Consider the following 15,333-nt stretch of genomic DNA (forward strand, 5'->3'; position numbering starts at 1 on the left):
GCGAGAGGACGGGGCGATGCGGGACATCGAGGTGTTGCTGGAAGCCGGTCCGCGCGGCGGCCAGGGGCTCACCGTCCGGGTGTCCGGGCGGTTGCGGCCGGGGATGGAGCACGGCGAGCGGCGCGTGCCGAAGCCGCCCCCTCCCCCGGAGTTCGACGACGACCTGCTGGACCCGGGCGGCTGCGAGTTCTGAGGCGCCCGGCGCGGTTTCGCCCATGGCGATTCCGCTGCGGGCGTGCAAGGGCACGCGCGGGCCGCCGCCTGCGCCAGAGTGGGCGCCATGAGAATCCTGGTGCTGGGCGGCACGGAGTTCGTGGGGCGCGCGGTCGTCGAGGAGGCGCTCGGCCTCGGGTGGGACGTCACCGTGTTCAACCGGGGCACCCACGCGCCACCGGCCGGGGTCACCGCGCTGCTCGGCGACCGCACGGCCCCCGGCGGCCTCGCGGCGCTGGAGCGCGGCGAGTGGGACGTCGTGGTCGACACCTGGTCGTGGGCGGCCTCGGCGGTGCGTGACGCGGCCGCGCTGCTCGCCGGGCGGGCGGGCCACTACGTCTACGTCTCCAGCAGATCCGTTCACGCCGAGCCTGTGGCGTTCGGCGCCGACGAGAGCGCGCCGGTGGTGACGGCCTCGGCCGACGACGACGATCCCTCCGACTACGCCAGGAACAAGGCGGGCGGCGAGCTGGCGGCGGTGGCGGCGTTCGGGGAGCGGGCGCTGCTGGCCAGGGCCGGGCTGATCATCGGGCCGCACGAGAACGTCGGGCGGCTGCCGTGGTGGCTCGGCCGGATCGCGCGGGGCGGGCCGGTCCTCGCGCCCGGCCCCGCCGAGCAGGGGCTCCAGTACATCGACGCGCGCGACCTCGCGCTGTGGTGCCTGCGGGCGGCCGAGCGCGGCGTCGGCGGGGCGTTCAACGTGGTGAGCCCGCCCGGGTTCGTGACGATGCGGGAGATCCTGGAGACCTGTGTCGAGGTGACGGGGGCGGCGGCGGAGCTGCGCTGGGTCGAGCCGGAGACGATCCTGGCGGCCGGGGTGCAGCCGTGGACGGAGCTGCCGTTCTGGCTGGTCGGGTCCGACTACGACTTCCTGCACGGCGGCGACGTGTCGAAGGCGGTGGCGGCCGGGCTGAGCTTCCGGCCGGTGGCCGAGACGGTGGGCGACACGTGGGCGTGGCTGCGCGGCATCGGCGGCGAGGCGCCGCACCGCCCCGACCGCCCCCGCATCGGCCTCGACTCGGAGGTGGAGGCCCGCCTGCTGGGCTCATGACCAGGCCGAGTCGTCAGCGGCGGTAGGTGCGGACGAGGTCGAAGCCGGCGGCCAGCAGGGCGATGGAGACGCACGTGAGCACCACCAGGAGGCCGTGGCGGAAGGCGGTCGGCCAGCCCTGGGGAAGGGAGCTGAAGAAGACCGAGCCGGCGGCGGCGATGCCGATCGACGAGCCGAGGCGCTGACCGGTCTGCAGCACGCCCGCCGCGCTGCCGCCGCCGGCAGGCGGCACCTCGGACAGGGTGATCGCCTGGTTCGGCGAGATGACCAGGCCGCTGCCCACGCCCGCGATCAGCAGCGGCAGGGCGGTGGCCAGGCCGACGTTGTGACCGGGCACGAGCGCGGTGGCGGCCATCGTGGCGCACAGCCCGACGATCACGGTCGTGAGCCCGGCGGCCACCAGCCGGCGGCCCGCCCGGCCCACCAGCCGTCCGCCGACCACGGAGGCGGAGGCCGAGCCCAGCGCGAACGGCGTGATCGACAGCCCCGCCATGAGGGGGCTGTAGTCGAGGCCGCTCTGCAGGTAGAGCGTGAATGTGAAGAAGATGCCGGTGAAGCCCGCGAAGTAGAACAGGGCGATGGCGGAGCCCAGGCTGTAGGAGCGCTTGCGGAAGAGCGCCAGGTCGATCAGGGGTTCGCGGCGGTAGGCGCGCTCCCACGCCACGAAGACGCCCAGGACGATCAGGGCGGCGGGGACGAGCAGCCACTTCGCCTGGCCGTGCCACTGGTGCTGCTGGATGAAGGGCAGGAGCAGGCAGCCCACGCCCAGGCCGAGCAGCACGACGCCGACGGGGTCCATGCTCTCCCGCCGCCTGGAGAGCTGCGCCGGGTCCGGGGTGGGGAGCACGCGGTGGGCCAGCGGGAGGAGGGCGAGGCCGATCGGGAGGTTGACCAGGAAGACCCAGCGCCACCCGAACTCCGTACCGAACCCGGTCACCAGCGCTCCGCCGATCAGGGGGCCGGCCGCCGTGGAGACGCCGATGGTGGCGCCCAGGGCGCCGAAGGCGCGGCCCCGCTCGTGCCCGCGGAACATCTGCTGGATCAGCCCCGACACCTGCGGGTTCAGCATCCCGGCCGCCATGCCCTGGAGGAGTCTCGACACGATGAGCACGTTCATGTTCCAGGCGAGCCCGCAGGCGACGCTGGCCAGCGTGAACAGCACCACCCCCCACATGAACAGCGTGCGCCGGCTCCGCGCGTCCCCCAGCCGCCCGGCCGGCACCAGCAGCAGGCCGAACGTGAGCGCGTACCCGGACAGCGTCCACTGGAGGCCGTCCTCCATCGCGTGCAGGCCCTCGCGGATGGACGGCAGCGCCACGTTCACGATGCTGACGTCGAGCCCGGTCATGAACGCCGCCACCAGGCAGACGGCGAGCGCACGCCCGCGCGGGTCGGCCCGCCATGACGACGCCTTCATCAACGGCTGCCCTTCCCCCGGCCTGCGGATATCGTCCTTCCCTAACCAGGATTTCGTCGCCGTAACGATCCCGATATCCCCATAGGGTGGGTTTCGTCACAGACCGGTTGTAACGTCCGGATCATGGACACGATGGCCGTCGAGCAGAACGGCATCAACGCGGTCCCCGAGGCGGAGCGGCACGGCCGGCCGGGTGACCTCTTCTGGCCCTGGGCCGGCTCCAACCTGTCGCTGTTCGGGGTCGCGTTCGGCGTCTACATCGTCGGGCTCGGGCTCGGCGTCGTCCCCGCGATCATCACCGGCGCCGTCGGGTACGTCCTGTCGTTCCTGCTGGTCGGCCTGGTCGCGGTCGGCGGCGCCCGGTCCGGCGTGCCGACGATGACGCTGGGCCGGGCGCCCTTCGGCTACCAGGGCAACAAGCTGCCCGCCACGCTGTCGTACATCTCGAACGTCGGCTGGGAGATCGTGCTGGTCACGCTGTCGGCGCAGAGCGGGGCGGCCATCCTCGCCCGGCTCGCGCCCGATCTCCCCCGCACGACCGCCACCGCCGTCTGCTTCGCCGTCGCGGCGCTGGTCGTGATCGCCGTCGGCGTGTACGGACACGCGCTGATCATGGTGGTGCAGCGGTACCTGACGTACGCGTTCGTCGTGCTGACCGTCGTCTACATGGCGCTCATGACGCCGAGGCTCGGCGTGTCGCTGGAGACCACCACCGGAGCCGGCGGCTGGATCGGCGGGATCATCTTCGCGATGACGCTGCTCGGCCTCGGCTGGGTCAACTGCGGCGCGGACTACTCGCGCTACCTGCCCTCCCGCTCGTCCGGGCGGGCGGTGGCGTTCTGGACGACGCTCGGGGGCGCGCTGCCGCCGATGGTGCTGCTGGTGTTCGGGGTGCTGCTGGCGGGCGGCGACCCGAAGCTCGCCGAGGCGGCCGGGGGCGATCCGGTGGCGGCGCTGGCGGGGGCGTTGCCGACATGGTTCCTGCTGCCGTACCTGCTGACCGCGATCGGCGGGTTCCTGGCCGGGGCGATCATGGACATCTACTCGTCCGGGCTGTCGATGCTGGCGCTCGGGGTCCCGGTGCGGCGGCATCTCGCGGTGCTCATCGACGGGGTGCTCATGGTGCTCGGCGGCTACTACCTGCTGTTCGTCAGCGACAGCTTCTTCGGCACCTTCCAGGCGTTCCTGGCGATCGTCGGCGTGGTGATGGCCGCCTGGGTGGCGATCTTCCTGGTTGACATGTGGCGGATGCGTGACGGCGGGCGCGGCTACGACGAGCGGCTGCTGCGTCCCGGCGGGCCCGCCGTCAACTGGACGGGGGTCGCCGCGCTGGTCGTCGCGTCGGTCGTCGGGATGGGGTTGATCACCTCGGCGGACGAGAACATCGCGAAGGTCGTCGGGTTCCTGATGAGCGAGGAGCTGAAGGGGTCCACGTTCGGGGCGGCGAACATCGGCGTGGTGATCGCGCTGGTGGTGGCCGGGGTGCTGTACTTCGCGGCCACGGCGCCGGTGAGCGCGCGCCGCCGCGCGGAGGACCGGGCCGGCGCCTGAGAGCCGGCACCGCCGGGTGCGTCGCGCCGGCGGCCGATCGCCGTTACTGTTGGTGATCGATGATGGACATACCGTTGCGGCTGCTGGCGTGGGCGGTGCATCTCACGGTCTTCGGGCTGCTGGCGATGGCCGTGGTCACCGTGCTGCGTGAGGACCAAGTGGGGATCGCCGCGGGCGGCGTGCTGCTCGGCGCGCTCTACGCGGCCGGGCCGTCGGCCGAGGGGCGTCCGGTGGCCGGGCCCGTGTGGCTCGGGGCGGTGACGGCGCTCTGGCTGGTGCTGGCCGTCGTTTCCGCGCCGTTCGTGTGGCCGGCGTTCCCGCTGCTCTACGCCTTCGTACGGATGCTGCCGCTCTGGCTGGCGATGTTCGGGGTGGGGGCGGTGACGTCGGCGGCGGTCCTCGCGGCGGCATGGCACGCGGGCGAGCTGACGGTGCCGCTGGTGGTGGGGCCCGCGCTGGCGGCGGTCGTGGTCACGCTGCTCGCGCTCGCCTGCCGGTCCATGCGCGAGCATGCCGGCGGGCCCGTTCAGGAGCGGCCCGCGCCGCCGGTCACGCCGTGACGATCGCGAAGTCCGGGATCGGATGGTCGAGGACGGCCACCAGGCGCTTGAGCGCCGTCGTGTCGCCCTCACGCTCCACGCCCTCCACGCCCTTGCCCGCCATCAGCCCCACGAGCTGCGCCTTCGTCAGCCGCAGGGTCAGGTCGGGCGGCACGTCGGCGGGCGGGTTCGGCTGGTGGATGAGGGCGCCGTTGGACAGGGTCGTGCGGTGGCGCTCGCCGAGATCGGTGAGGTGCCAGTCGATGGCCAGGCGTTCGTGCCAGGCGCGCGGCCCGTCCACCCGTACGGCGAGCGTGTCGAAGATCTGCGCCACGCTCAGCGCGGCGAGCACGTCCGGCGGGGTCCGCTCCGGCGTGGCGGGCACGATGCCGTCGGTGAGCTCCAGCGCGGCCGTCAGGTAGAAGTTGCGCCAGGCGGCGTTCTCCGCGCCGTGGCCGAGCCGGGTGTAGACCTCGGCGAGCAGGTCGCGGGCCTCCTTGTTGCCCTCGTCGGCGAAGATGGCGTGGTTGAGCAGCTGGACGGCGAAGCGCAGGTCGTTCTCGCCGAGGTAGCGGCGGGCGCAGGCGACCACGGCCGCGCCGCCGCCCAGGCAGTCGACGTACCTGATGGCGCTCTCCCTCGGCGGGTGCTCCCAGAGGTGGGCCGGGTTGCCGTCGAACCAGCCGAGGTAGCGCTGGTAGACGGCCTTGACGTTGTGCGCGGTCGAGCCGTGGTGGCCGCGGGCGTGCCAGGCGTGCTCCAGCTCGGGCGGCAGGCGTACGGCCTCGGCGATCTCGGCGGCGGTCAGGCCCTTGTTGAGCAGGCGCAGGGTCTGGTCGTGCAGGTACGCGTACAGGTCGCGCTGCCGGGCGAGGTAGCCGGCGATGCCGTCGCCGCCCCAGGTGGGCCAGTGGTGCGCGGCGAGCGCGACGTCGGCGTGCGGGGCGAGCAGGGCGAGCGCCTCGTCGAGGTGGCGGGACCACGCCCGGGGGTCGCGGACCGCGGAGCCGCGCAGGGACAGGACGGCGTGCTGGCCGCGGCCGGCGTTCTCGGCGAGGAACAGCGCCCGGTGCGCGGGCAGGAGGATGCTCAGCTCGGCGGGCGCGCCGCCGCCGGGGGTGAGCTGGAAGAGCAGCGGCACGCCGTCGACGGTCTCCTCCTGACCGGTACGGGCGACCTCCAGCGTGGGCGGGAGCAGCGAGCGGGTGCCTGGGGCGACGGTCATGCCGAGGCCGGAGCCGAGCTGGCCCTCCGGCGAGCGGGGCAGGGCGGGGCCGTACATGTAGACGGCGCGGCGGGCCCGCGCGGGTCCTGCGTACAGGCTCTCCGCGACCGCGTGCTCCAGGAACCCGGCGGCGGCCAGGATCGGGACGCCGCCGTGGGTGACGCCGCGCCCGCCGCCGAAGTGGTCGGTGTGGGGGTGGGTGTAGACGACGCCGGTGACGGGGCGCTCCCCGCGGTGGGCGCGGTAGAGCTTGAGCGCGGCGGCGGCGCACTCGACGGAGCCGAGCGGGTCGATGACGACGACGCCCCGCTCGCCCTCGACCAGCGTCATGTTGGCCAGGTCGAGGCCGCGCACCTGGTAGACGCCCGGGGTGACCTCGTACAGACCTTGGCGGGCGCAGAGCCTGGCCTGGCGCCACAGGCTGGGGTGGGCCGTCTCGGGGCGTTCGTCGTGGAGGAAGTCGTAGGCGTCGATGTCCCAGATGACCCTGCCGTCGGCCGTTTTGATCACTCCGGGGTCGAGCTTGGCGATGAAGCCGCGATCGGCGTCCTCGAAGTCGCCCGTGTCGCGAAGTGGAAGGTCTGCCATGTCTGTCCGCCTGCCCGGGAGAGGTTCCCGGGTAGCTCAACAATTCCCCCTTAGAGCATGAATCTCGGGCAATAGGGACAAGCGGGACGGCCGGTCGGGTGGTTAGAGTGATCGTTCATGGGAGCGTGCGTGTTCGATCTCGATGGCGTGCTGGTCGACTCCGAGCCGGTGTGGGAGGAGGTGCGGCGGGCGTTCGTGGCCGAGCACGGCGGCACGTGGCAGCCGGACACCCAGTCGCAGCTCATGGGCATGAGCACCGGCGAGTGGGCCGCGTACCTGCACGAGCTGGGCGTGCGCCTGTCGCCCGACGAGATCGCGCGCGGGGTCGTCGACCAGATGGCGGCCCGCTACCGCGACGAGGTGCCGCTGATGCCGGGCGCGGTGGAGGCCGTACGGCGGCTCGCGGCCGGGCGCGTGCTCGGGCTCGCCAGCTCGTCCCCCCGCCGGTTGATCGACGTGGTGCTGGACGCGGCCGGGCTGACGGACTGCTTCGCGGCCACGGTCTCGACCGAGGAGGTCGAACGGGGCAAGCCCGCGCCCGACGGCTACCTGGAGGCGGCCCGGCGCATGGAGGTGGACCCGCGCGGCTGCGTCGCGGTCGAGGACTCCAGCAACGGGCTGCGCTCCGCGCACGCGGCGGGCATGCGGGTCATCGCGGTGCCGCACCCCCGCTACCCGCCCGCCCCGGACGCGCTGGCGCTGGCCTGGCGGGTCCTGCCCGACCTCGCCGCGCTCACCCCCGACCTGCTCCCCTGAGCGCCGCCATCGCGGTCAATCCTCGAGCTGCCGCATCTCCACGCCCGCGTCACGCAGCTTCTCGAAGGACTGTTTCGCTTTCAGCGCCTCCTCGCGCCCTTTCCACCAGGACGTTTTGGATATTCGGGTGATCCGCGCGAGGCCGGGCGGCTTGTCCTCGATCTCGCGCCGCATGCGGTTGCGCACATCTCTCGGAATCCGGCCGGGCGGCTCGTCCGGCGGAGGAGGAACATACACCTGGGTCACCCTCCGGGGGTAACCCCTGGGGAGGTCCAGGCCCCGGCGAATGATCTCTGCCGCCCGAATCTGCCACATTACGCTGTCGACGGTCTGCAGGAGATCGAGGACATCAGCCAGATAAGGATCGGAAAGCGGTATCGCCGCCGCCGGCCCTCCGATGACGACCTGCAGAACCTCAGTCATGATTCCGGATTTCAGCGCTCGGGAATCACCCCGGTCAGTACATTCTGATCACCTGCGCGGTCACCCGGCGCGCCTGGTGGGAGGCGAGGTAGGTGATCACCTCGGCCACCTCCTCCGGCAGGCCGACACTGCCGATCGGGCCGTGCTCGCGGGCCAGGCTCTCCACCTCCTCGTTGATCCAGCCGGTGTCGGTGATCGGGGGGTGGACCATGTTGGCGGTGACGCCGTGGCGGCCCAGCTCGTGGGCCGCCGACATCGTGTAGCTCTCCTGAGCCGACTTGGCCGCGCCGTAGCTGACCTCGCCGGGGAAGCCGTGCGGCCCTGCGGAGGTCAGGCCGATGATGCGGCCCCAGCTCGCGCCGCGGGCGACGTGCCGCCGGGCGAACTCGGCGATGAGCAGCGCGGGCGCGCGCACGTCCACCGCGAACTGGCGGTCGTGCGTCGCGGCGTCCACCCGCCGCGTCGGGCGACCGAAACCGTCGTGCTCCTGGGCCGCGAAGGTGTCGCTGACCCAGCCGCTCGCGTTGTTGACCAGGATCTCGACCGGGCCGAACGCCGCCTCCGCCAGGTCGAACAGCCGGCCGGGCGTCTCCGGGTCGGCGAGGTCGGCCTCCGCCGACTCCGCCCTGCCGCCCGCCCCGCGCACCCGCGCCACGACCTCGCCGGCGTCGCGGGCGCGCAGCCGGTCGTACGCCTCGGGATAGGCCGGATGCTTCAGCGGGTCGAGCCGTTTGTACGTCAGGAAGACCGCCACCCCCTGGGCCGCCAGCGCGATCGCGGCCGCCGCCCCGATGCCCTGATTGGCGCCAGTGATCAACGCGACCTTTCCAGTGAGGCGAGGATCGATCATAGTGACCATCATGCACGTCGCGACCGACCGGCTGCTGAGCCGTTTCCTGGAGGCCGTGGAGCCCGCCGTCCCCCTCGTCGCGCTGTGGGCCCACGGGTCGCTGGCGACCGACGACTACCAGCCCGGCCGCAGCGACCTCGATCTCATCGCGGTCGTGGACGAGCCGGTCACGATGGGGCACTGGCGGCGGATCAAGGCCGTGCACCGCGGCCTGGACCTGCCGCTGGCGGATCGGCTGCACTGCTCGTACCTCGCCCGCCAGGAGCTGGCCGATCCGTCCGCCGAGCACGTGACGTGGGCGCACGAGGAGATCTTCCGCCGCCCGGTGACCCCCGTGACCCGGCGCGAGCTGCACGTGAAGGCGCTCGAACTGTACGGGCCGTCGCCCGCCGGGCTGCTGCCGCCGGTGTCGGACGCCGAGCTGGCCGAGTTCGTCCGTACGGACCTGCGGGACTTCTGGCTGGAGAAGACGCGCGGGCGGCGGCGCTGGCTGCGGGACATCTGGGTGGACCTCGGCACGGTGACGGTCGCGCGGGCCGCGGTCACGCTCGCCGACGGGCGGCTCGTCACCAAGCGGGAGGCCCTGGACCTGCTGCCGGGGATGGGCGCGCCCGAGCTCGTGGTGGCCGACGTGCGCGCCCGCAGGTACGGCACCCCGGGCCCCCGGCTCAGCCGCTTCCGCCGGGCCAAGCTGGCCCGCGCGTTCATCAGGTCGGCGATCAGGAAGACGCTGGCCTGAGCAGGACGGTCAGGCGGGTCAGCGCCTCGGTGATGCGGGCCGGGGTGAGGCCGAGCCGGTCGCGCTGGTAGCCGTACACCTCGGGGGCGAGGGGGGCGAGCAGCACCTCCACCAGCGCGTCCGGGTCGGGTGTGCCGGCCGCCACGAGCAGGGCCCGTACGTGGGCCCGCCAGAAGCCGTACGCGCCGGTCTCGAAGCGCGAGCGGCCCACCTCCGTGCCCAGCACCAGGTGGGCGTGGTCCTCCAGCAGGCGCACCATCGCGGCGTAGAAGGCGGCGAGCCGGTCGGCGGGCGGCGCGCCGGGGCCGAGCGGCGGCTCGCCGCGCAGCAGCCGTTCCTGAAGCGCGCGTTCGTGCTCGTCGAGCAGCGCGACGGCGATCGAGGCGCGGTCGGGATAGCGCCGGTAGAGCGTGCCCCGGCCGACGCCGGCCTTCTTGGCGATGTCGTCCATCGTCACGTCCTGCGGCGGGCGCTCGGCGAAGAGTGCGGCGGCGGCCTCCAGGATTCTGGCGCGGTTGCGGGCGGCGTCGGCTCTTTCCATGCGCCCATTGTATGTGGACACAGCGTCCGCTTATAGTGAAGTGGACACAGCGTCCACATATCTGAGGAGAACCACGATGCTGCTGCACCTGGACGCCAGCGCGCGCCGGAACTCGTTCTCGCGTCAGCTGTCCGCCGAGTACGCCGACGCCTGGCACGCCGCCCACCCCGGCACCGGCTACACCTACCGCGACCTCGCGGCCCGCCCCGTGCCGCACATCGGCGAGGCGTGGACGGAGCTGTGCGACCACGTCCTGGAGCACGAGATCACCGACCCCGCCCGCTACCAGGAGGCGGTCCGCACGCCCGCCCAGCGGGACGCCTGGGCGATCGTCGAGCCGCTGCTCGCCGAGGTCCTCGCGGCCGACGTCGTGCTGATCGGCACGCCGATGTACAACTACTCGATCCCGTCGTCGCTCAAGGCGTGGCTCGACCAGATCACCTTCCCCAAGATGTCGCTGGCGGGCCGCTCGTTCGTGGTGACCGGCGCGCGGGGCGGCGCGTACGGCCCCGGCACCCCCCGCGAGCCTTACGACCACGAGGAGCGCTACCTGCGCGACTTCTTCCGCGGCCACTTCCAGGTCGAGGACGTGACGTTCGTCCACGCCGAGCTGGTCAACGCCCGTCTCGACCCGGCGCTCGCCCACCTGCGCGAGCGGCACGAGGAGTCGCTGGCCGCGGCCCGCGCCCAGGTCCGCGCCCAGGCTCTCACGGCGGCGGCACGATGAGCTGGCTCGTCCTGCTGCTGGCCGGGCTGGTGGAGGTGGCCTGGTCGCAGAGCATCAAGCCGACCCAGAACTTCACCCGCCCGCTGCCCACGCTGGTCAGCCTGCTGCTCATGGCCGCCGCCGTCTGGCTGCTGTCGCGGGCCATGAACACGCTGCCGGTCGGCACCGCGTACGCGGTCTTCACCGGCATCGGCGCGGTCGGCGCGATCACGCTGGGCGTGGTGCTCCACGACGACCCCGTCTCGGTGGGACGGATGGCCGCGCTCGGGCTGATCGTGGGAGGGATAGTGTTGGCCCGGGTCACGGCCTGACACGAGGGAAGGGCGAGCGATGGTGGACATCAGGAACTCGTACGTGATCGCCGCGACGTCGGCGGTGTCGCTGCTCGGGCATCCGGCGGTGACGGCGGGCTGGGACAAGCCGAGCGCGCTCACCGAGTTCAGCGTGGCGGGGCTGGCGGGGCACCTGGCGCACCAGATCGTCCGGGTTCGCGACGTGCTCGACTCCGACGGCGCCGGCCACGAGCCGATCGACCTCCTGGAGCACTACTCGCGCTCGCCATGGGTGGAGGCGGGCCTCGACCACGAGATCAACGTCGGCATCCGGCGGGGCGGCGAAGCCGCCGCGGCCGACGGCCCGGCCGCGCTGGTCGAGCGGACGCGGGCGCTGCTCGACACGCAGATCACCGCGCTGCCCGCCGAGCCCGCCGACCGGGTGGTCCACGTGAAGGCGTCCGGCTGGGCGCTCACCCTGGACGACTTCCTGCTCACCCGCCTGGTCGAGCTGGTGGTCCACGCCGACGACCTGGCCGCGAGCGTGGGCGTCGAGACGCCCGCGCTGCCGCCGGAGGTCATCAGGCCCGTGGTCGAGCTGCTGGCCCGGCTGGCGGTGCACCGGCACGGCGCGACGGCGGTCATCCGCGCGCTGAGCCGGGCCGAGCGCGCCCCGGCCACCATCAGCGCCTTCTAAGCGGTCACCAGGCGCAGGGCGGCGGCCACCTCGCGGCCCGACAGCGCCCGCTCGGGATCGAGCAGCCACTGGGACAGGAACCCGGTGAGCAGCGCCTGGTAGAGCGCGCCGGTCAGCCGGGCACGCTCGGGATCGGCGCCCGGCTCGCCGCCCTCGAAGAGCTCCGCGAGCCCTTCCTGGGCCTCCCTGTTCGCGGCGGCGAGCTGGTCGCGCACCTCCGGCAGGTGCTCGACCTGGCCCAGGAGTTCGAGCTGCGTCACCCAGAGCGGCCGCAGCCGCGCGAACGACTCCAGCACCCGGTCCCAGACCACGGCGAAGCGCTCCAGCCGGTCCGCGCCCGGCGCCGCCCCGGCCGGCAGCGTGGCCGACAGCGTGGCCGCCAGCTCCTCGCCCCACTCCCGCATGACCTCGAACAGCGCCTCGTTGAGCAGCGCCTCCTTCGACTTGAAGTGGTAGCCGATGGCCGCGAGGCTCACGCCCGACGCGCTCGCGACGTCGCGCGCCGTGGTGCGGACGTAGCCCTTCTCGACCAGGCACCGCTTCGCGCCCGCCAGCAGGTCCTCCCTGTTTCCCATGCTCACAGACTAGCACAATCGTCCTAGACAAGCGTCTAAGACAGATGTACTGTCTGCGGCATGGTGAACATCCTCATCTCCGGCGCGAGCATCGCCGGCACGTCCGCGGCCTACTGGCTGCGCCGGCACGGCTTCACCGTCACCGTGGTCGAGCGGGCGCCCGCCGTCCGCTCGGGCGGCTACAAGGTGGACCTCAGGGGCGCGGCGCTGCGGGTGATCGAGCGCATGGGCCTCATGGACGCGGTCCGCGCCCGCGCCACGGACATGCGCGTCGCCACCCACTACGACGCCGACGGCAGGAAGGTCGCGACCATGGACGCCGACCTGTTCGGCGGGCGCTCGGGCGACGACGTCGAGATCATGCGCGGCGACCTCAACGAGCTGCTGTACGAGCTGACCCGCGACGAGGTCGAGTACGTCTTCGACGACTCGGTCACGGCCATCGCCGAGGACGGCACCGTCAGCTTCGAGCGCTCAGCACCGCGCGTGTTCGACCTGGTGATCGGGGCCGACGGCGCGCACTCCAACGTCCGGCGGCTCGCGTTCGGCCCGGAGGAGGGCTTCGTCCGCCACCTCGGCCACTACGTCTCGATCTGCTCGGTGCCCGACCCGCTCGGCCTGGACCGCGAGGAGGCGGTGCACGCGGCCCCCGGCCGCACCGCCAACGTCTACAGCACCCGCCAGGACGCCGGCGTGGCCAGGGCCATGTTCATCTGGTCGTCCCCGCCGCTCGCCTACGACCACCGGGACGTCGAGCGGCAGAAGGAGCTGCTGGGCGCGGCCATGTCCGGGATGCGCTGGGAGGTGCCGCGCCTGCTCGACGCGGTGCGCGCGGCCGACGACCTCTACTTCGACGCGGTCTGCCAGATCCGCATGGACCGCTGGTCGAAGGGGCGGGTGGTGCTGCTCGGCGACGCGGCGTACTGCGCCTCCCCCGCGTCGGGGCAGGGCACGAGCCTGGCGGTGGTGGGGGCGTACGTGCTGGCCGGCGAGCTGGCGGCGGGCCGCGGCCCGGAGGGCTACGAGCGGGAGCTGCGCGACTTCGTCGCGGCCAACCAGGCGCTGGCGGACGCCAACCTCAAGGGCATGGTGATCCCGTCGCGGTTCGCCCTGTGGTTCCAGCTCGCGATGATCCGGCTGATCCCCCGCCTGCCGGGCCGCGACCGCATGGTGGAGCGCGTGGCCGGGCCGATCCGCAAGGCGGCGAACGCCATTGCGCTCAAGGATTACGTGGAATGAATCGTTCCGTTCTGCTAAACTGAGAGCAGAACGTTCCGTTCCAGAAGAGAGGCCTCATCATGACCGTTCTCGTCACCGGCGCCACCGGGACCGTCGGCCGTCTCGTCGTCGAGGAGCTGCTCGCCGCCGGGCAGCGGGTCCGCGCCCTGACCAGGAACCCCGCCAGGGCCGACCTGCCCGAGGGCGTCGAGGTGGTCGCGGGCGACCTCGCCAGGCCCGCCGAGCTGGCCGGCGTCTTCGACGGCGTCGAGGCCGCGCACCTCATCAACTTCGCGGGCGACGACTACGCCCCGCTCCCCGACGGCGCCGCCCTGGTCGAGCTGGCCGCCGCGGCCGGCGTACGGCGGGTCACCGTGCTCGGCGGGCGCGAGGACGGCGGGCTGGAGCGGGCGCTCGCGGGCAGCGGCATCGAGTGGACGCTGCTGCACCCGGTCGAGTTCATGTCCAACACGCTGCGCTGGTGGGCGGAGACGGTCCGGACCGAGGGCGTCATCAAGGAGCCGTTCGGCGACCGGCTGAGCGCGCTGGTGCACGAGCGCGACATCGCCGCCGTGGCCGCGACCGTGCTCACCGAGGGCGGGCACGGCGGGCGGGCGTACGTGCTGACCGGCCCCGAGGCCATCACGCTCAGGGAGAAGGTCGCGATCCTGGCCGGCGCCATCGGCAGGGACGTACGCTTCGTCGAGCTCACCGTGGACGAGGCCCGTGCCAAGTGGCGCGCCGACGGCATGGGCGAGGAGACCGTCGAGTTCCTGATCGGCGCGCTCGGCCACACGCCGGAGATCGGCTACACCGTCGTCCCGACCGTCAAGGAGGTCACCGGTCGGGACGCCAGGAGCTTCCGTCAGTGGGCCGAGGAGAACGCCGCCGCCTTCCGCCCCTGATCGACGACCTCGGGATAGGCCGGGACGGGCGTCTTCCGGCCCCGCAGATGGCGGTCGAGGAAGGCCGCGAGGTGATCGCGGGTGATCCGCAGCGCGCGCACGCCGTCCAGCTCCTGCGCGGGGATGCCGAGCGGGGGCCGGAGCACGGCGTGGTCCACGAAGGCGGAGTGGTCGGTGCCGGCGATCGTGATCCACTTCTTCGGGCCCTTCAGATGGGCCCAGGACTTCTTCCACGAGTCGTCGCTGCCGTCCCACGCATGCGTACGCGGCGAGCCGATCAGCAGGAACGGCCGGTCCAGGCGCTCGACCGGCGGGATGAAGGTGCCGTCCAGGTTGGCGCCGGCCTTGACCCGGCGGTCCTTCGCCAGGACGGCGGCGGAGCTGTTGCCGCCCATCGAATGGCCGGCCACGGCGATCCGCGCACGGTCGACGGACCGGCCCCAGCGCCCCGCCGTCAGCTCGTCCAGCACGAAACTCACGTCGGCAGCCCGCCCGGCCGCGACGACGGCGCCGTCCTGGCCGGGGACGCAGGCGAGACACGTGGTCGTGCGGCCGTCGGGGAACGTGGTGGCGACCGACTCGTAGGTGTGCTCGACGGCGGCGACCAGGTAGCCCCGGCTCGCCAGGTCCTCGCCGAGCGAGGTCAGGGTGGCGCGGGGGAAGGTGAAGCCGGGCGAGAGGACGACGAGCGGATGGCGGCCCGCGCGGACGGGAGCCTCCCGCCCGGCGTGGGTCCTGACCTGGGTGAGCGCGTCCGGGGGGACGTCGCGGTAGGGGGCGAGGACCGCGGCGGACTCCTGCGGGCTCAGGTAGCGCGCCCGCTCGCCGTTGTCGCGCCGGGCCGGGTACCAGAGGGTGACCATCAGCTCGCGCCGGTCCGCCTCCGGGTTCCAGGGGTCGGGGCGGCTCTCGTCCACCAGGTGCAGGTCGGTCGTGCCCACGGGCAGCGGCCCGGTGGGCTCAGGCAGCGCGAGGTCCGCCTGCGGCGGCACCGCGATCAAGGACAGGGCGGTCAGGATCTTCAGCATGGGAGCCAATCTGGCGGC

The 15,333-nt window shown here is 73.1% G+C and carries 18 protein-coding genes; 11 read left to right on the forward strand and 7 right to left on the reverse strand.

The window, feature by feature from the left end:
- Window positions 1–16: 16 nt before the first annotated feature.
- Window positions 17–193, forward strand: coding sequence for a hypothetical protein (locus ABD292_RS15845; protein WP_344207996.1), 177 nt, complete (start codon window positions 17–19; stop codon window positions 191–193).
- 87 nt (window positions 194–280) lie between these two features.
- Entirely contained in the window at window positions 281–1,264 is a 984-nt protein-coding gene (locus tag ABD292_RS15850) for an NAD-dependent epimerase/dehydratase family protein (protein WP_344207997.1), read from the forward strand.
- 13 nt (window positions 1,265–1,277) lie between these two features.
- On the opposite strand, the gene ABD292_RS15855 is transcribed toward ABD292_RS15850, so the two are convergent.
- A complete protein-coding gene (locus ABD292_RS15855) occupies window positions 1,278–2,681 on the reverse strand; it encodes an MFS transporter (RefSeq protein ID WP_344207998.1) in 1,404 nt (467 codons plus the stop codon).
- Window positions 2,682–2,804: 123 nt separating this feature from the next.
- On the opposite strand from ABD292_RS15855, the gene ABD292_RS15860 reads away from it, so the two are divergent.
- A complete protein-coding gene (locus tag ABD292_RS15860; RefSeq protein WP_344207999.1) occupies window positions 2,805–4,232 on the forward strand; it encodes a purine-cytosine permease family protein in 1,428 nt (475 codons plus the stop codon).
- 59 nt (window positions 4,233–4,291) lie between these two features.
- Window positions 4,292–4,792: a hypothetical protein gene (locus tag ABD292_RS15865; protein WP_344208001.1), complete on the forward strand. Its 501-nt coding sequence runs from the start codon at window positions 4,292–4,294 to the stop codon at window positions 4,790–4,792.
- Here the strand turns inward: ABD292_RS15865 and ABD292_RS15870 are convergent.
- A complete protein-coding gene (locus tag ABD292_RS15870) occupies window positions 4,782–6,584 on the reverse strand; it encodes an alkyl/aryl-sulfatase (RefSeq protein ID WP_344208003.1) in 1,803 nt (600 codons plus the stop codon). The genes ABD292_RS15865 and ABD292_RS15870 overlap by 11 nt on opposite strands.
- Window positions 6,585–6,713: 129 nt before the next feature.
- Between ABD292_RS15870 and ABD292_RS15875 the strand changes: the two genes are divergently transcribed.
- Window positions 6,714–7,340, forward strand: coding sequence for an HAD family hydrolase (locus ABD292_RS15875; protein ID WP_344208005.1), 627 nt, complete (start codon window positions 6,714–6,716; stop codon window positions 7,338–7,340).
- Window positions 7,341–7,355: 15 nt separating this feature from the next.
- Here the strand turns inward: ABD292_RS15875 and ABD292_RS15880 are convergent, their stop codons facing one another.
- Complete coding sequence (locus ABD292_RS15880) at window positions 7,356–7,763, reverse strand: hypothetical protein (protein ID WP_344208007.1); 408 nt, start codon at window positions 7,761–7,763, stop codon at window positions 7,356–7,358.
- A 34-nt stretch (window positions 7,764–7,797) separates the two neighbouring features.
- On the reverse strand, window positions 7,798–8,613 hold the full coding sequence (locus tag ABD292_RS15885; RefSeq protein WP_344208008.1) for an SDR family NAD(P)-dependent oxidoreductase: 816 nt from the start codon (window positions 8,611–8,613) through the stop codon (window positions 7,798–7,800).
- 10 nt (window positions 8,614–8,623) lie between these two features.
- Between ABD292_RS15885 and ABD292_RS15890 the strand changes: the two genes are divergently transcribed.
- A complete protein-coding gene (locus tag ABD292_RS15890) occupies window positions 8,624–9,352 on the forward strand; it encodes a nucleotidyltransferase domain-containing protein (protein WP_344208009.1) in 729 nt (242 codons plus the stop codon).
- Here the strand turns inward: ABD292_RS15890 and ABD292_RS15895 are convergent.
- The gene (locus ABD292_RS15895; protein ID WP_344208010.1) at window positions 9,333–9,893 is read right to left on the reverse strand and encodes a TetR/AcrR family transcriptional regulator; all 561 of its coding nucleotides are present in this window, start codon (window positions 9,891–9,893) and stop codon (window positions 9,333–9,335) included. The two genes, ABD292_RS15890 and ABD292_RS15895, sit on opposite strands and share 20 nt — an antisense overlap.
- 76 nt (window positions 9,894–9,969) lie before the next feature.
- Between ABD292_RS15895 and ABD292_RS15900 the strand changes: the two genes are divergently transcribed.
- Genes ABD292_RS15900 through ABD292_RS15910 form a run of 3 tightly spaced genes read left to right on the forward strand, consistent with a single transcriptional unit; the run spans window position 9,970 to window position 11,589 of the window.
- Window positions 9,970–10,620, forward strand: coding sequence for an FMN-dependent NADH-azoreductase (locus ABD292_RS15900; RefSeq protein WP_344208011.1), 651 nt, complete (start codon window positions 9,970–9,972; stop codon window positions 10,618–10,620).
- The gene (locus ABD292_RS15905) at window positions 10,617–10,931 is read left to right on the forward strand and encodes a DMT family transporter (protein WP_344208012.1); all 315 of its coding nucleotides are present in this window, start codon (window positions 10,617–10,619) and stop codon (window positions 10,929–10,931) included. The genes ABD292_RS15900 and ABD292_RS15905 overlap by 4 nt, the downstream gene beginning before the upstream one ends.
- Window positions 10,932–10,950: 19 nt before the next feature.
- The gene (locus ABD292_RS15910) at window positions 10,951–11,589 is read left to right on the forward strand and encodes a maleylpyruvate isomerase N-terminal domain-containing protein (RefSeq protein ID WP_344208013.1); all 639 of its coding nucleotides are present in this window, start codon (window positions 10,951–10,953) and stop codon (window positions 11,587–11,589) included.
- On the opposite strand, the gene ABD292_RS15915 is transcribed toward ABD292_RS15910, so the two are convergent.
- Window positions 11,586–12,164, reverse strand: a complete 579-nt coding sequence (locus tag ABD292_RS15915; RefSeq protein ID WP_344208014.1) for a TetR/AcrR family transcriptional regulator — start codon at window positions 12,162–12,164, stop codon at window positions 11,586–11,588. The two genes, ABD292_RS15910 and ABD292_RS15915, sit on opposite strands and share 4 nt — an antisense overlap.
- A gap of 60 nt (window positions 12,165–12,224) precedes the next feature.
- Between ABD292_RS15915 and ABD292_RS15920 the strand changes: the two genes are divergently transcribed.
- Together ABD292_RS15920 and ABD292_RS15925 are read left to right on the forward strand one after the other, a co-directional pair.
- Complete coding sequence (locus ABD292_RS15920) at window positions 12,225–13,403, forward strand: FAD-dependent monooxygenase (RefSeq protein WP_344208015.1); 1,179 nt, start codon at window positions 12,225–12,227, stop codon at window positions 13,401–13,403.
- 59 nt (window positions 13,404–13,462) lie between these two features.
- Entirely contained in the window at window positions 13,463–14,287 is an 825-nt protein-coding gene (locus tag ABD292_RS15925) for an NAD(P)H-binding protein (protein WP_344208016.1), read from the forward strand.
- Here ABD292_RS15925 and ABD292_RS15930 read toward each other — a convergent pair.
- On the reverse strand, window positions 14,248–15,315 hold the full coding sequence (locus tag ABD292_RS15930; protein ID WP_344208017.1) for an alpha/beta hydrolase family protein: 1,068 nt from the start codon (window positions 15,313–15,315) through the stop codon (window positions 14,248–14,250). The two genes, ABD292_RS15925 and ABD292_RS15930, sit on opposite strands and share 40 nt — an antisense overlap.
- Window positions 15,316–15,333 lie beyond the last annotated feature (18 nt).

Origin of the sequence: Nonomuraea bangladeshensis (assembly GCF_039529455.1) — a bacterium.
Lineage (GTDB): Bacteria > Actinomycetota > Actinomycetes > Streptosporangiales > Streptosporangiaceae > Nonomuraea > Nonomuraea bangladeshensis.

Bases quoted from the DNA above. Each gene is read 5' to 3' on its own strand.
- ABD292_RS15845 (WP_344207996.1), top strand. From the start codon at position 17: ATGCGGGACATCGAGGTGTTGCTGGAAGCCGGTCCGCGCGGCGGCCAG.
- ABD292_RS15850 (WP_344207997.1), top strand. From the start codon at position 281: ATGAGAATCCTGGTGCTGGGCGGCACGGAGTTCGTGGGGCGCGCGGTC.
- ABD292_RS15855 (WP_344207998.1), bottom strand. From the start codon at position 2,681: ATGAAGGCGTCGTCATGGCGGGCCGACCCGCGCGGGCGTGCGCTCGCC.
- ABD292_RS15860 (WP_344207999.1), top strand. From the start codon at position 2,805: ATGGACACGATGGCCGTCGAGCAGAACGGCATCAACGCGGTCCCCGAG.
- ABD292_RS15865 (WP_344208001.1), top strand. From the start codon at position 4,292: ATGATGGACATACCGTTGCGGCTGCTGGCGTGGGCGGTGCATCTCACG.
- ABD292_RS15870 (WP_344208003.1), bottom strand. From the start codon at position 6,584: ATGGCAGACCTTCCACTTCGCGACACGGGCGACTTCGAGGACGCCGAT.
- ABD292_RS15880 (WP_344208007.1), bottom strand. From the start codon at position 7,763: ATGACTGAGGTTCTGCAGGTCGTCATCGGAGGGCCGGCGGCGGCGATA.
- ABD292_RS15885 (WP_344208008.1), bottom strand. From the start codon at position 8,613: ATGATCGATCCTCGCCTCACTGGAAAGGTCGCGTTGATCACTGGCGCC.
- ABD292_RS15890 (WP_344208009.1), top strand. From the start codon at position 8,624: ATGCACGTCGCGACCGACCGGCTGCTGAGCCGTTTCCTGGAGGCCGTG.
- ABD292_RS15895 (WP_344208010.1), bottom strand. From the start codon at position 9,893: ATGGAAAGAGCCGACGCCGCCCGCAACCGCGCCAGAATCCTGGAGGCC.
- ABD292_RS15900 (WP_344208011.1), top strand. From the start codon at position 9,970: ATGCTGCTGCACCTGGACGCCAGCGCGCGCCGGAACTCGTTCTCGCGT.
- ABD292_RS15905 (WP_344208012.1), top strand. From the start codon at position 10,617: ATGAGCTGGCTCGTCCTGCTGCTGGCCGGGCTGGTGGAGGTGGCCTGG.
- ABD292_RS15910 (WP_344208013.1), top strand. From the start codon at position 10,951: ATGGTGGACATCAGGAACTCGTACGTGATCGCCGCGACGTCGGCGGTG.
- ABD292_RS15915 (WP_344208014.1), bottom strand. From the start codon at position 12,164: ATGGGAAACAGGGAGGACCTGCTGGCGGGCGCGAAGCGGTGCCTGGTC.
- ABD292_RS15920 (WP_344208015.1), top strand. From the start codon at position 12,225: ATGGTGAACATCCTCATCTCCGGCGCGAGCATCGCCGGCACGTCCGCG.
- ABD292_RS15925 (WP_344208016.1), top strand. From the start codon at position 13,463: ATGACCGTTCTCGTCACCGGCGCCACCGGGACCGTCGGCCGTCTCGTC.
- ABD292_RS15930 (WP_344208017.1), bottom strand. From the start codon at position 15,315: ATGCTGAAGATCCTGACCGCCCTGTCCTTGATCGCGGTGCCGCCGCAG.